The sequence below is a fragment of the Agrobacterium sp. LEGMi-208b genome (assembly GCF_059511785.1).
Map to the genome: position 1 here is coordinate 2,865,430 of NZ_CM183445.1, position 14,598 is coordinate 2,880,027.

A 14,598-nucleotide genomic window follows, 5' to 3' on the forward strand; every position below is an offset into this window, starting at 1 on the left:
TAGTTTCTCGATGACAGCAGAATGGAAGATATTTGACCATGACCAGCGATATCAAGCTCCTCGATTATCTCAAGGTTCGCCGCTCCATACCGGCCCTGCAACTCAGCGAACCCGGACCTTCGAAAGGTGAAATCGAGGAAATCCTGCGCCTTGCCGTGCGCGTGCCCGACCATGGCAAGCTCGCCCCCTGGCGTTTCGTGGTTTATCGCGGTGAGGAACGGGTGCGTCTCGGCGAGACGGCGCTCAGGATCGCGCTCGAGAAAAATCCCGATCTCGATCTGCAGCAGCAGGAAGCGGAGCGTACGCGCTTCACCCGCGCGCCTGTCGTCATCGCCGTCATCAGCACCGCAAAACCGCATTTCAAGATTCCCGAATGGGAACAGGTCATGTCCGCCGGTGCCGTGTGCCTCAACGTCATCTTCGCGGCCAATGCCAATGGTTTTGCGGCGAACTGGCTGACGGAATGGCTTGCTTTCGACCCGGCCTTCCTTGCGGAGATCGGCGTCAGCGCTGAAGAGAAAGTAGCGGGCTATATCCACATCGGCTCGACGACATTTCCGCCGGTGGAGCGACCACGCCCCGAATTGGCGGACGTCGTCACCTGGGTCGGGGACATCTGATGTTCTACACCACGGATACCAACCAGCACGGTCTGCCGCATGACCCGTTCAAGGCGATCGTCGCGCCGCGGCCGATCGGCTGGATCGGTTCGAAGGGCAGGGAGGGTGTCCTGAACCTCTCGCCCTATTCCTTCTTCAACGCGATTTCGGACCGGCCGAAGCTCGTCATGTTCTCCTCGAGCGGCCGTAAGGACAGCCTGCGTAACGTCGAGGAGAGCGGGGTGTTCACCGCCAATCTCGTCAGCCGCCATCTGGTGGACCGGATGAATGCGTCTTCCGCGCCGGTTGCTTATGATGTGGATGAGTTTCAGCTTGCGGGCCTCACCGCCGTTGCCGGCCGGGTTGTGGATGCGCCCTATGTGGGCGAGGCTCTTGCGGCTCTGGAGTGCCGCGTGACGCAGATCCAGCAACTGATGGATGTCGAGGGAAAGCCATCCGAATCGTGGATGGTGATCGGGCAGGTCGTGGCGATCCATATCGATGAGACGATCATTCGTGATGGCCGCATCGACATGGGGCTCGCGCGTCCCGTGGCGCGCATGGGCTATATGGATTACTGCGATGGCGGCAGCGATGTATTCCAGCTGCAGCGCCCCTCTGCTGCGCCATCAGTATAATCCTTCGCCGGCAAGGGTTAAATTTTATGGTGAACCAAACGTAAACCATTTGCGCCTAGAGTTTTATACATGGTGGCGGCGATGATGCCGTCATCCATTGTATGAATGTGTTTCGAGGCTCAGGTGATCGTACAGGCATTTCTTCGCTGGTCTGAAAAGGCTGGATCGGGTGAGCGGGCAAAAGCCGCCAATGCGCTCGGCCGTGCCTATCTGCAGTCCGACATGGCGCGGGAAAACCGCGATGCCGCCTATATGGCGATGACCTATCTTCTCGATGATCCTTCGCCGCGTGTGCGGCTGGCGCTTGCCGAGGCGCTGGCGGATGCCCATGATGCGCCGCGCGCCATTCTCGTTTCGCTGGCCGAAGACCAACCGGAAATCGCCTGCACGGTGATTGCCCGTTCGCCGGTTCTCGGCGAGGCGGACCTGGTCGATCTCGCCGGGCGCGGCGAAAGCCTGACGCGCTCCCTCATCGCCGCAAGGCCGGGTCTGCCGCGCGGTGTCTGCGCCGCACTCGCCGAAGTTGGCGATCTGCCGGAAACCCTCATCCTGCTTGAAAATGACGATGCCTTCATCACGCCGTTTTCGCTGCGGCGCATTGCCGAGCGTCATGGCTCGGATGCCGATATCCGCGACCTCCTGCTTCGTCGTGACGCCTTGCCGGCCGATGCGTGTCACCTGTTGATGGGCCGTATCAGCGAAGCGCTTGCGGGCTCCGCGCTGGTTCATGCGATGATTGCGCGCAACCGTGCCGACAGTCTTTTCCGCGAAGCGGAGGATGCCGCCACCATCCTCATCGCTGCCGGTGTTTCTTCACCGGAACTGCCGGCGCTGGTGGAACATCTTCGCCAGCGGCTGGAACTGACCCCGGCGCTGCTCATCCACGCCGTCTGTTCGGGGCGGCTGGAGTTCTTCACGGCGGCGATGGTCAATCTTTCCGGTCTCGATGACCGCAAGGTGCGCGCCATTCTGGCCACCGGGCGACCGCATGCGCTGAAGGCCCTGTTCCAGTCGATCGGTCTGTTGGGTGATGTGGTCGACGTTTTCATCGAAGCGACGCTGATGTGGCGCCGCGCCGCCCGCTCGCAGCTTTCTGAAGCCGCGGCCTCCGTCTCGGCCGAATTGCTGGCGCATTTCCGCGACGTGAGCGGCTCCGAAACGCTGTTCGAACTGCTGCATGCCGTGCGCAAGCTGGCCATTGCGGAGGAGCGGCAGAAGGCGCGGTATTATGCGGAAGCGCTTTCGGTTGAGGCGGCGTAAGGGCTGGTTGTTTTCCGGCTGATGCAAATCCATGCGGCTGCGATTTTTCCGGGCTGGGCACATCCTCTCATCCTCATCCCTGTGCTTGTCACAGGGATCCAGCCAGCCCAAGTCCTTGGGCTGAGAGGAGTCTTTCCGCCGCGCAGACGCGCGCCGGCTGGATTCCTGTGACAAGCACAGGAATGAGGGAGGTGGGCGCTTTGCCCGTCCGAGGAAATCTCTGCATCGCATTGGCACAGAAAGCCGACGCCGCTTTGCCCGCATTCACCTCACTTGTCGAACCGCTTGGCAATCCACGAATAGCTGTTCTCGACCATCCTGACCGGCGTCCCCAGCAGGTGCTTTATGCCCTCGGTGGAAGGCAGGATGCGGCTGACGCGGCTGATCGCCTGTTTGGTGAGGCTTTCCTCTTCCTTCGGCGTAACCGCCGCCGTTGCCGGCTGGGCATCGGCGGGTGCCGCAGCAGGGGGCTGCGTGCCGGCCGTCTGCGGGGTCTGCTCACCCGGCGTCTGGCACACGGCCACCACAACCGGATAGGACGCGTTGGCGAAGCGTTCCAGCTCCTTTTCCGACACGGCGTCGCACAGTTCGATGCTCGTCCAGCGCTGCTGCGAGGTGGCGAGGTAATGGCAATCGGTGGCGCTGTCGTCGCAGCCAAGGAAGGTCATGAGAACGAGGGCTGTTTTCATGGGGTGTGTTGCCTCTGTCGGGAATAATGCTCTAGAAACTCATCTATCCCGATTGCAGTGACATTACGACGAAATACGCATTTTTTGAGAGAAAGCAGGCATCGTATTGGCCACCGAAGTCAAACTTGAAACACCGCGGCAGGACGCGGTTCTGCGCCTCATCGATCTTTCCAACGCCTATATGGCCTCGCTTTATCCCGCCGAGAGCAATCATCTGGTCGATATTGGCGCGCTCGAGAAGGACAATGTCTCGTTTTTCGTGGTGCGGCACGAGGGCCGCGTCGTCGGCTGCGGGGCGCTGGTGGAAGCGGGTGACGGGACGGCGGAAATCAAGCGCATGTTCGTTGATCCCGATGCGCGGGGGTTGCGGATCGGCAAGCTGATCATGGATACGCTTGTTGCGCGCGGCACGGAGCTTGGCCTTTCCGCCATCCGTCTCGAAACCGGCATCAGTCAGCCGGAGGCGATCGGTCTTTACCGCAAGGCGGGATTTGTCGAGATCGAGGCCTTTGCGCCCTATAAGCCCGATCCGCTCAGCCTGTTCATGGAGAAGGCGCTATAAGTCTACGGCACAGGTTCGCCGCGACCTTGCAGTATCCCATACGTCATCCTCGGCCTCGTACCACTACTGTCCGGTTTAAATTTCTGGACAAGGTTTACGACATTGATTCTACTTGTTTTTAGCTGTTTTCCGCGATTTGGACGTGAATTGGGGAATGGCGTCGTCAGGTGAATAGCGAAGGGCGCCAAACACTCTGACGTCATCCTCGGGCTTGTCCCTGCTATCTGCAACCGATTGATTTTATTCGACGTGATTAGATCCTCGGCACAGGGCCGAGGATGACGCCGATGGTGTATTCACCGCTCCCAACCGGCTTCAGACCTCAATGAAAACTTAAAATTGAGGGTGACGGCAACGTACCGAGAATCAAATCCCGTACCGGAGAACCGATAGATCGCAGATGCTCGGAACAAGCCCGAGCATGACGGATGCGAGGTTCAAGGATTATCTATCGTTCCCATAGCCGCGGCACCTGCCGCAGGCCTCACCAATCAAAAGGCCGCTTTCCGAAACGCCGTGGTTTCGTCGCTGTCGTCCTCACGCGAAACAGCTTCCGCTGTGGGATCGTTGCGTGTGGGCGGCGGAGGCGGAAGCTCAGCGCTGGCGGCAGCGGAGATTTCCACTTCACGTACCCACTCGCGCCAGATCGCGACCAGCAGCGCCATCAGCACCGGGCCGATGAAGAGGCCGAGGAAACCCATGGTCTTGACGCCGCCGACGAGGCCGAAAAAGGTGGGCAGGAAGGGCAGCTTGATCGGCCCGCCGACAAGCTTCGGGCGGATGGTCTTGTCGACGATGAAGAGTTCGACCGAGCCCCAGACGAACAGCGCCAGCCCGTGGGCGGGGGAGCCGCTGGCGACCAGATAGATCGACACCAGCGTAAAGGAGAGCGGCGCGCCGCCCGGAATGAGCGCCATGACGCCGGTCAGCACGCCAAGCGTGACGGGCGAGGGCACGCCGGCGATCCAGTAGGCGATGCCGAGGATGATGCCTTCGCCGATGGCGATCAGCGTCATGCCGGTCACGGTGGAGCTGATGGTGGCGGGCACGACGCGGGAAATGCGTTCCCAGCGCGTCGGCAGGATGCGCTCACCCACCAGATCGACCTGCCGGGTGAAGCCCGCGCCGTTACGATAAACGAAGAACAGCGCGATCAGCATGAAGAGCAGCGTCAGCACCAGATGGAAGGCGCCGTTGCCGGCGGCGAGGATCGCCCGATAGATATTGCCGATATTGGCGCCGCTGACGAGCTGGATGAGCTCACCGATGGCGCCTGGCGTGCCGATATATTTCACCCATTGTTCGCCGAGCCAGGGACCGACGGCGGGCAGCGCCGCAATCCAGTCCGGCACGGGTGCTCCGGTCTTGTTGACATGCACCGCCCAGCCGAACCATTCGCGGATTTCGCTCGCCGTATAGGAGGCGGCGATGAAGATCGGCACCACGAGGAAGGCGAGGATGAGGATGATGGCGATGGTGGCGCCGAGCGTGGTGTTGCCGCCCACCTGGCGCAGGAGCCGCGTATAGACCGGCCAGCTGGCGAAACCGATGACGAGGGCGGCGAGAACGGGAACAAGAAAGCCGTGGAAGAAATAAATACCCGCAAGGGCGACGAGAACGAGCAGCCAGCGCGCAGCCGAGATGGGCGGGATCAGGGCGATCCGCGTCGGGCTGGCGGGACCAAGCCATCTCGGTTCGCCATTCTGCTTACGGCTGTCAATGTTACTCACGGCAGGCTCTTTCTCGCATTCTCCCCGAAGGGTGCATTCACTCTGTCACACCGACACATATAAGTGCAATATAATCGGATCACATTACCGTTGTGTGTTTATTGCTGAAGCTATTGAACGATTTTGGTAAAAATAGAACATCAGCCTTGGCGCGCGCCTTGAAATATGACAATTAAACTCCGTTTTTCTGCGGCGTCAGGTTGCCGCGTCCGATCTCCAGGTCATGCCATGCTCCGCCGTTTCTTCGCCTATTATCGTCCCTATCGCAGCCTGTTCATTCTCGATTTTTCCTGCGCGGTTTTGTCGGGCGTGCTCGAACTGGGTTTTCCCATGGCCGTGAAGGCCTTTGTGGACGTGCTTCTGCCGGGCGGTGAATGGGCGATCATCCTTGCCGCCTCGGTGGGGCTGCTCCTCATCTATGTGCTGAATACCGGGTTGATGGCGACCGTCACCTATTGGGGACATATGCTCGGCATCAATATCGAGACCGACATGCGGCGTCTGGCCTTCGATCATCTGCAAAAACTTTCCTTCCGTTATTTTGACAACCAGAAGACCGGTCACCTTGTCGGGCGGCTGACCAAGGATCTGGAAGAGATCGGCGAGGTGGCCCATCACGGCCCCGAGGATCTGTTCATCGCCATCATGACCTTCATCGGCGCCTTCCTGCTGATGATGTCGGTCAATGTGCCGCTGGCGCTCATCACCGCCGCCGTCGTGCCGGTCACCGCCTGGGTGACCAGCCGTTACGGCGGCCGCATGACGCAGAATTTCCGCGCGCTTTATGGCCGGGTGGGGGATTTCAACGCCCGTATCGAGGAAAATGTCGGCGGCATGCGGGTGGTGCAGGCCTTTGCCAACGAGGATCACGAACGGGCGCTGTTCGAGAAGGACAACCAGAAATACCGCCGCACCAAGCTCGACGCCTACAAGATCATGGCGGCCAGCACCTCGCTCAGCTATATGAGCATGCGGCTGACGCAGATGATCGTGATGATCTGCGGCGCCTGGTTCGTGCTGACGGGCAGTCTCACGGAAGGCGGCTTTGTCGGTTTCCTGCTGCTGGTCGGCGTGTTTTTCCGGCCGGTGGAAAAGATCAATTCGGTCATCGAGACCTATCCGAAGGGTATCGCCGGTTTCCGCCGCTTTACCGAGCTTCTGGATACTGCGCCTGATATTGTCGATGCGCCTGACGCAATCGAAGCGCCGGCGCTTTCCGGCGCAATCGAATATCGCCATGTCGGTTTCGGTTATGCCGAGGGTAAAAGGGTTCTCGACAATATCGACCTGAAGATCAGCGCCGGCGAGACGGTGGCCTTTGTCGGCCCGTCGGGCGCGGGCAAGACGACGCTCTGTTCGCTGCTGCCGCGCTTTTACGATGTCACCAGCGGTGCGATTACCATTGACGGCATCGATATCCGCAGGATGAAGCTTGCCTCGCTGCGCAACCAGATCGGCATCGTGCAGCAGGATGTCTTCCTGTTCGGCGGCACGATCCGCGAGAATATCGAATATGGCCGGCTTGGCGCTTCAGACGGGGAAATCATGGATGCGGCGCGGCGCGCGCGCCTCGACAGCGTCATCGAGGCGATGCCGCTCGGGCTCGACACCGTCATCGGCGAACGCGGCGTCAAATTGTCCGGTGGTCAGAAACAGCGTCTCGCCATCGCGCGCATGTTCCTCAAGAACCCGCCGATCCTCATTCTTGACGAGGCGACCTCGGCGCTCGATACGGAAACCGAGCGGGCCATTCAGCAATCGCTGACGGAGCTTGCCAAGGGCCGCACCACGCTCGTCATCGCCCACCGGCTGGCGACGATCCGCGACGCCTCGCGCATCGTGGTGGTGGACCAGACCGGTATTGCCGAGACCGGCGGTCATGCCGAACTTCTGGCCGCCAAGGGCCATTACAGCCGTCTGCACGAGGCGCAGTTCAGCGGGCATCTTGCCGGCCTGAGCTGATGCGCGGCGCGAGTTGCGCCGCCGCTTACCCGTCGTTTTCCGCTGCCTGTTCCTCCACGATGCCGGGATTGGGTTCCGGCTTGCCGGGATGGCTGGTGACGAGATAACCCATGGCGACCGCCGCGGCGACCACGAACAGCAGGACGATACCGCTGATCGTCATCAGCCAGTCGCGTGGCCTTCGTTGCGCCATGATATATTTCGGCCATCGGCTCGGATGGTTCACCAGGCTGAATTTTTCGCCGTCTCGCATGAACTTCCCCGCAATAGATTGCTTGCTGAAAGGTCAACGCAGGCGGGTGCGCGGCTGTTCCGCACCGGCGGGGCAGGGGTGATGACAAGGCCGTGAGGACTGCGACCTGTTCGGCCAAGCCTGTTGCGGCCACGGGCGCGGCGCAGAAACCGAGATGATATCCCCGGTCTTTCCCCGGTTCGCGATATATCCGGCCGATCAGGCGGACTGGATCGCGATGCGGTTTCCCTCGCTGTCGGAAATTTCGGCGACGAAGAGCGTGTCATCGACCGGCGTTTTGGGAAACAGGATTTCGCTGCCCTCCCGCACGGCTCTCTCAAGGACATCGTCAATGTCCTTCACGCCAAGATAGACGATCGCCCCATCTTTCGTGGGAACATAGGCCTCACCCTCGGCAAGCGCGCCGCTTGCCCCATCCTTGCCTTCCTCGAAGGGGAAATAGGCCATTTTATTGTCGTGGATCGTGACGATTTCCGCAAAGCTCACATCGAAAACGATGCTGTAGAAACGCATCGCCCTTTCAATATCAACTACGGGAATTTCGACATGGGCAATCAGGTTCACGCGCCTGCTCCTTCTGTAAATATGTCTGAAACCTATCGAAGCTCTGTGTACACGGCACTACATCGCGGCTGTCAATGGGTCGGCGGAGCGGTCGAAGGGATGCCTGCCGCGGGCGGCGCAAACTCTGGCCATTCTGCACGCGTTTTGGCCAGGCTGCTTTCGGCACGGCTCTCTTATCTGGTCCGGGAAGGGTATCCTCTGCCGCGATGCCTGCTTGCAAGATGCGCGGCAATCGCCGCGATGGCGCGTGGCCGAAAAGCCCGCTTGCCAGCCTGTTGCGTTTATGCGAATGATTTGCAATTGCATTAAATCATTCTCCCATTTGAAAGCATAGAAGATGGACAAGCCAGTCTTTGGATGGCGGCGGAACGGCGATGATCTCTCGCTGTCCGACGTTCACAGTTCGATCCGTATCAAACCGGATGCCAGCACGTTTCGCCGGGCCATGGCGTTTTTCGGCCCCGGCTATCTCGTCGCGGTCGGTTACATGGATCCCGGCAACTGGGCGACGTCGCTCGCCGGCGGCTCCAAATTCGGCTACACGCTGCTCACCGTCGCGCTGGTCTCGAACATCATGGCGATTGTGCTGCAGTCACTCTGCGCCCGTCTTGCCATTGCTTCCGGCCGCGATCTCGCCCAGGCCTGTCGAGACGCCTATCCGAAACCCGTTGCCATGGTGCTGTGGCTGCTCGCGGAAATCGCCATCATCGCCACCGATATTGCCGAGGTGATCGGCACGGCCATTGGCCTCAACCTGATCTTCGGCATTCCGCTCGAACTCGGCGTTCTCATCACCGCGCTCGATGTGTTCCTGATCCTTTATCTGCAGAAGCTCGGTTTCCGCTGGGTGGAGGCGCTGGTCATCACGCTGCTTGGCGTCATCGCCGTGTGTTTCGCCATTCAGGTGGCGCTGGCCGACCCTGATTGGGGGCAGGTGATCCTCGGTTTTGCGCCGACGACCGAGATCGTCACCAATCCGGACATGCTCTATCTGGCGCTCGGCATTCTGGGTGCGACTGTCATGCCGCATAATCTCTACCTGCATTCGGGTATCGTGCAGACCCGCGAAATCGGCCCCACCATTGCCGAAAAACGCGAGGCGCTGAAATTCGCGACGCTCGATTCCACCATCGCGCTGATGTTCGCCCTGCTCATCAACGCCTCGATCCTCATCCTGGCGGCGGCGACCTTCAACAAAGCGGGGCAGACGAATGTCGCCGAACTCGGCGAAGCCCATAATCTGCTGGCACCGCTGCTCGGCCTTGCCATTGCGCCGACGCTGTTCGGTGTGGCGCTTCTGTGCTGCGGCATCAATTCCACCGTCACGGCAACGCTTGCCGGCCAGATCGTGATGGAGGGTTTCCTCAAGATGCGGCTCGCGCCCTGGCTGCGCCGCCTCATCACCCGCGCCATCGCCATCGTTCCCGCTGCCGGCGTCACCATATTTTATGGCGACAGCGGCACGGCGGAACTGCTGATCCTGACGCAGGTGGTCTTAAGCCTGCAACTTTCCTTCGCGGTCTTCCCGCTGGTGATGTTCACTGCCGACAAGGCCAAGATGGGCGAGCTGCGCTCACCGCTCTGGCTCTCGGCCTTTGCATGGCTGATCGCGGTGGTGATTGCGGCGTTGAATGTGAAGTTGCTGGTGGATTTTATGGGGTGAGGCGGGTCAGGCCGCGCCCTTTCGGAGCGCGGCTGCCGTTCCCTCGGGATCAACAGCGATGACTTTCAGATAGGCGCGGGCCGGTTGATCCGGCTCGCTGCGGCCCTGTTCCCAATCGCGCAGGGTGCCGAGCGGAATATGATAACGGACGGAAAACTCCTCCTGCGTCAGCTTCAGCGCCCGGCGGATGATTTTGATGCGTGGCATTCTGGGGGCCGAGGCGAGCTGTTTGGCGGAAAGCGGCGGATTGTCTGGATCGGCCAGCGCATTGGCTTCCGCCTCTTCATCAGTCATCGCGTGAAGACGGTTCCAGTCGGTTTGATCGATTTTACCAGCCATTTTCGCCATATTCCTTACGCTCCGCGCGTGTCGCTTTTCGTGCGGAAATGATGCGGATTGTTTCGCTTCGTTCGGTGTAGATAACGGTCAGAACCAATCCGTTGCCTAATCCCACTATACGCCGTCGAACTTCACCATAATTCGCCGAACGGTCTTCCATATCCACAGCGAAGGGATCGTCAAAAACGTTGCGGGCGGTTTCAAAACTGACGCCATGTTTGGCGAGATTGGCTGACGCCTTATGTGCATCCCATTCGAAATATAACATTCTGAACTACGGGCTTCCAGTAGTTGCAATAAATAAAACATCAAAACAATAAGGGCTCCTTCATATCTGAAAGAGCCCTCAAGATTAATCATTTTTGGTGCGCAAGCTAACGCTTAGCTGCAACCGCTCGTCGCACCGCAAGTATCGCACTTCTCGCAAGTGCCATTCCGCACCATCGTGAAGTTCTGGCATTCCGAGCACATGTTGCCCGTATAGCCCTGTGCAATCGAGCGCATGCGGCGTTCGTTTTCCACCTTCTTGGCTTCCGTCTTGGCCGATGCGGCGTCTGCGGCGGCCTTGTCGGAGAAGAGAGCGGTGGCGGTCTGCTGGGATTCCTGGACGACCTCGTCGATCACTTCCTCGGCGATTTCTTCGGCCAGTTCCTTGGCGCGCTCTTCATAGTCCCGCTTGAAGGAGACGATTTCGGAGGTTGCGATGGAGACCGTCGGTTCCAGCTTGCGGGCGGCGGAGCCGGCGAAGGAGGTCACGTTGGCCGAGGCGCGGGCAGGGGCTGCCGTTGCCGCACCCTTCGGTTCGGAAGACGAACGTTCGCCGCCATTGCTGGAAACCAGCGTCGGCTTGTAACCGCGGGTCCAGCCGGTGGAAACGAGGTTGGTCTTGCCTTCCTGGATACCCTTGCCGAGTGCGGTGTTGGAGAAATCCGACGTATCGACATGGGCCAGATCGTGGCGGCCGAGATAGGAGACGGCGAGTTCGCGGAACACGTAGTCGAGGATCGAGGTCGCGTTCTTGATCGCGTCGTTGCCCTGCACCATGCCGGCCGGTTCGAACTTGGTGAAGGTGAAGGCCTCCACATATTCTTCCAGCGGCACGCCATATTGCAGGCCGAGCGAAATGGCGATGGCGAAGTTGTTCATCATCGCACGGAAGGCGGCACCTTCCTTGTGCATGTCGATGAAGATTTCGCCGATGCGGCCGTCACCGAATTCGCCGGTGCGCAGATAGACCTTATGACCGCCAACGGTCGCCTTCTGGGTGTAACCCTGACGGCGGTTCGGCAGCTTTTCCCGCTCGCGCGAGACGCGTTCGATGACGCGCTCGACGATCTTTTCGGTGATCGTCACGGCCTGCTGGGCAGCCGGCTGCTGGATCAGCTCTTCGATCAGGTCTTCTTCGTCCTCGTCTTCCACCAGCGAGGCGTTGAGCGGCTGGGAAAGCTTGGAACCATCGCGGTAAAGGGCGTTGGCCTTCAGCGCCAGCTTCCAGGAGAGCATGTAGGCTGCGCCGCAATCTTCCACCGTCGCATCATTCGGCATGTTGATCGTCTTGGAGATCGCACCCGAGATGAAGGGCTGTGCCGCCGCCATCATGCGGATATGCGATTCGACCGAGAGATAACGCTTGCCGATCTTGCCGCAGGGGTTGGCGCAATCGAACACCGCCAGGTGCTCTGCCTTGAGGAACGGTGCGCCTTCCAGCGTCATCGCGCCGCAGACGTGAACGTTTGCCGCTTCGATGTCCTTTTTGGCAAAGCCGAGGTGCTCGAGCAGGTTGAAGCTCATGTCGGAGAGCTGCTCGTCGGAAACCTTGAGCGTGCCCTTCAGGAAGTCGGCGCCGAGCGTCCACTGATTGAAGACGAACTTGATGTCGAAGGCGCTCTTCAGCGCGGCGTTGACGGCTTCGATCTTCTCATCGGTGAAGCCCTTGGCCTTCAGCGTCGAGGGGTTGATGGCCGGCGCCTGGTTGAGATTGCCATGGCCGACGGCATAGGCTTCGATCTCGGCGATCTGGCTTTCGGAATACCCAAGCGAACGCAGTGCATCCGGAACCGCGCGGTTGATGATCTTGAAATAACCGCCGCCGGCAAGCTTCTTGAACTTCACCAGCGCGAAGTCAGGCTCGATACCGGTCGTGTCGCAATCCATGACGAGGCCGATCGTGCCTGTCGGCGCGATGACGGTGGTCTGGGCGTTGCGGTAGCCGTGCTTTTCGCCAAGTTCCAGCGCCTTGTCCCAGGCGGCTGTTGCGTGGGCGATGAGGTCCTGATCCGTGCAATCGGCATGGATGAGAGCGACCGGGTTGACCGACAGGCCCTCATAACCATCCGACAGGCCATGGGCGGCGCGGCGGTGGTTGCGGATGACGCGCAGCATGTTGTCGCGGTTCGGTGCAAAGCTCGGGAAGGGGCCAAGCTCACCGGCCATTTCAGCGGAGGTTGCGTAGGAAACGCCGGTCATGATGGCGGTGAGCGCACCGGCAATGGCGCGGCCCTCATCGCTGTCATAGGGAATGCCCGAGGACATCAACAGGCCGCCGATATTGGCGTAACCGAGGCCGAGCGTGCGGTATTCGTAGGAGCGCTCGGCGATCTGGCGCGACGGGAACTGCGCCATCATGACGGAGACTTCGAGCACGACGGTCCACAGGCGCACGGCATGTTCGTAATCGGCGATATCGATGCGCTTCGTCTTGGCATCCTTGAACTGAAGCAGGTTCAGCGAGGCAAGGTTGCAGGCCGTGTCGTCAAGGAACATATATTCCGAGCACGGGTTGGAGGCGCGGATCGGGCCTTCGGCCGGCGAGGTGTGCCAGTCGTTCATGGTGGTGTTGAAGTGCAGGCCCGGATCGGCGGACGCCCAGGCGGCATGGGAAATCTTTTCCCAGAGATCGCGGGCCTTCAGCGTCTTCATGACCTTGCCGTCCTTGCGGGCGGTGAGGTTCCAGTCGCCGTCATTTTCGACAGCGCGCAGGAAGTCATCCTTCAGCGAGACGGAGTTGTTGGAGTTCTGGCCCGAAACCGTGAGGTAGGCTTCCGAATCCCAATCCGTGTCATAGGTCTTGAACTGGATATCCTTGTAACCCTGTTCGGCGAACTGGATGACGCGCTTGACGTAGTTTTCCGGCACCATGTCCTTCTTGGCGGCGCGGATTTCGCGCTTCAGGGCAGGGTTCCTGGCCGGGTCGAAGCAGTCACCATTGTCAGCTTCACAATTGACGCAGGCCTTCATGATGGCCTTCAGGTGCTTGGCGACGATCTTGGAGCCGGTGACGAGAGCGGCAACCTTCTGCTCCTCGTTCACCTTCCAGTCGATATAGGCTTCGATATCGGGGTGATCGGCATCGACGACGACCATCTTGGCCGCACGGCGCGTGGTGCCGCCGGACTTGATGGCGCCCGCCGCGCGGTCACCGATCTTGAGGAAGCTCATCAGGCCGGAGGACTTGCCGCCGCCGGAAAGCTTTTCGCCTTCGCCGCGCAGATAAGAGAAGTTGGAGCCGGTGCCGGAGCCATATTTGAACAGGCGCGCTTCACGCACCCAGAGATCCATGATGCCGCCTTCGTTGACCAGATCGTCTTCGACGGACTGGATGAAGCAGGCATGCGGCTGCGGATGTTCGTAAGCGGACTTGGACTTGGTCAGCTTGCCGGTGAAGGGGTCGACATAGAAGTGGCCCTGGCCGGGGCCATCAATGCCATAGGCCCAGTGCAGGCCGGTGTTGAACCATTGCGGGGAATTCGGCGCAACGCGCTGGGTGGCGAGCATGTAGGCAAGCTCATCGCGGAAGGCGAGCGCATCTTCTTCGGACGAGAAATATTTGCCCTTCCAGCCCCAATAGGCCCAGGTGCCGGCCAGACGGTCGAAAACCTGGCGCGCATCGGTCTCGGAGCCGTAACGTTCGGCTTCGGGCACGTCCTTCAGGGCTTTCTCATCGGGAACGGAGCGCCACAGGAAGGAAGGAACGTCGTTTTCCTCAACCTTCTTCAGGAACTTCGGCACGCCTGCCTTGCGGAAATATTTCTGCGCCAGAACGTCGGTGGCAACCTGGCTGAACTGCGCGGGAACGTCGATATCCGCCAGACGGAACACGATCGATCCATCCGGGTTCTTGATTTCACTGACGGCCTTGCGGAAGTCGATCTCCGCATAAGGCGATTGGCCGGGCTTCGTGAAGCGGCGTTCAATGCGCATGGTTTCCTGTCCTCGTCCATTGGGCGCCCGGTGAAGGGCGCAAAAATCCGGTCCAGCCGTGCGATGCCTTCGCGCAGCCGGGTGTTGCCGATCTGTAAGGGATGTTCATCCTTGGATGTCATCCCTGTATCTCGTGGCT

The 14,598-nt window shown here is 60.2% G+C and carries 13 protein-coding genes; 6 read left to right on the top strand and 7 right to left on the bottom strand.

The genetic code is table 11. The features are described 5' to 3' along the window. Positions 1–38 precede the first annotated feature (38 nt). From AC5YUO_RS14045 to AC5YUO_RS14055, 3 genes are all read left to right on the top strand, one after another. Positions 39–620: a nitroreductase family protein gene (locus tag AC5YUO_RS14045; RefSeq protein WP_400821153.1), complete on the top strand. Its 582-nt coding sequence runs from the start codon at positions 39–41 to the stop codon at positions 618–620. Continuing rightward, positions 620–1,237: a flavin reductase family protein gene (locus AC5YUO_RS14050; protein WP_496153717.1), complete on the top strand. Its 618-nt coding sequence runs from the start codon at positions 620–622 to the stop codon at positions 1,235–1,237. Before AC5YUO_RS14045 ends, AC5YUO_RS14050 begins: the two co-directional genes overlap by 1 nt. 105 nt (positions 1,238–1,342) lie before the next feature. Beyond that, on the top strand, positions 1,343–2,497 hold the full coding sequence (locus AC5YUO_RS14055) for a DUF2336 domain-containing protein (RefSeq protein WP_496153718.1): 1,155 nt from the start codon (positions 1,343–1,345) through the stop codon (positions 2,495–2,497). Between the two features lie 269 nt (positions 2,498–2,766). Here AC5YUO_RS14055 and AC5YUO_RS14060 read toward each other — a convergent pair whose 3' ends face one another. Further along, on the bottom strand, positions 2,767–3,186 hold the full coding sequence (locus AC5YUO_RS14060; RefSeq protein WP_400817777.1) for a hypothetical protein: 420 nt from the start codon (positions 3,184–3,186) through the stop codon (positions 2,767–2,769). Between the two features lie 106 nt (positions 3,187–3,292). Between AC5YUO_RS14060 and AC5YUO_RS14065 the strand changes: the two genes are divergently transcribed. Further along, positions 3,293–3,748, top strand: coding sequence for a GNAT family N-acetyltransferase (locus tag AC5YUO_RS14065; protein ID WP_496153719.1), 456 nt, complete (start codon positions 3,293–3,295; stop codon positions 3,746–3,748). A gap of 491 nt (positions 3,749–4,239) precedes the next feature. Here the strand turns inward: AC5YUO_RS14065 and AC5YUO_RS14070 are convergent, their stop codons facing one another. Next, complete coding sequence (locus tag AC5YUO_RS14070) at positions 4,240–5,478, bottom strand: AI-2E family transporter (protein ID WP_496153720.1); 1,239 nt, start codon at positions 5,476–5,478, stop codon at positions 4,240–4,242. 228 nt (positions 5,479–5,706) lie between these two features. On the opposite strand from AC5YUO_RS14070, the gene AC5YUO_RS14075 reads away from it, so the two are divergent. Further along, the gene (locus AC5YUO_RS14075) at positions 5,707–7,440 is read left to right on the top strand and encodes an ABC transporter ATP-binding protein (RefSeq protein WP_400817771.1); all 1,734 of its coding nucleotides are present in this window, start codon (positions 5,707–5,709) and stop codon (positions 7,438–7,440) included. A gap of 25 nt (positions 7,441–7,465) precedes the next feature. Here the strand turns inward: AC5YUO_RS14075 and AC5YUO_RS14080 are convergent, their stop codons facing one another. Together AC5YUO_RS14080 and AC5YUO_RS14085 are read right to left on the bottom strand one after the other, a co-directional pair. Continuing rightward, positions 7,466–7,693, bottom strand: coding sequence for a hypothetical protein (locus AC5YUO_RS14080; RefSeq protein WP_496153721.1), 228 nt, complete (start codon positions 7,691–7,693; stop codon positions 7,466–7,468). A gap of 198 nt (positions 7,694–7,891) precedes the next feature. After that, complete coding sequence (locus AC5YUO_RS14085) at positions 7,892–8,257, bottom strand: VOC family protein (protein ID WP_496153722.1); 366 nt, start codon at positions 8,255–8,257, stop codon at positions 7,892–7,894. A 337-nt stretch (positions 8,258–8,594) separates the two neighbouring features. Here AC5YUO_RS14085 and AC5YUO_RS14090 point away from each other — a divergent pair, with 337 nt between their 5' ends. Further along, entirely contained in the window at positions 8,595–9,920 is a 1,326-nt protein-coding gene (locus tag AC5YUO_RS14090) for an Nramp family divalent metal transporter (protein WP_496153723.1), read from the top strand. Between the two features lie 6 nt (positions 9,921–9,926). Here the strand turns inward: AC5YUO_RS14090 and AC5YUO_RS14095 are convergent, their stop codons facing one another. The 3 genes from AC5YUO_RS14095 to AC5YUO_RS14105 form a co-directional block, all read right to left on the bottom strand. Next, complete coding sequence (locus AC5YUO_RS14095; RefSeq protein WP_496153724.1) at positions 9,927–10,259, bottom strand: helix-turn-helix domain-containing protein; 333 nt, start codon at positions 10,257–10,259, stop codon at positions 9,927–9,929. After that, positions 10,249–10,527 carry a BrnT family toxin gene (locus AC5YUO_RS14100; protein WP_496153725.1) on the bottom strand — a complete coding sequence of 93 codons (279 nt, stop codon included), beginning with the start codon at positions 10,525–10,527 and terminating at the stop codon, positions 10,249–10,251. Before AC5YUO_RS14100 ends, AC5YUO_RS14095 begins: the two co-directional genes overlap by 11 nt. 113 nt (positions 10,528–10,640) lie before the next feature. Further along, a complete protein-coding gene (locus AC5YUO_RS14105) occupies positions 10,641–14,459 on the bottom strand; it encodes a vitamin B12-dependent ribonucleotide reductase (protein ID WP_496153726.1) in 3,819 nt (1,272 codons plus the stop codon). Between the last annotated feature and the right edge of the window lie 139 nt (positions 14,460–14,598).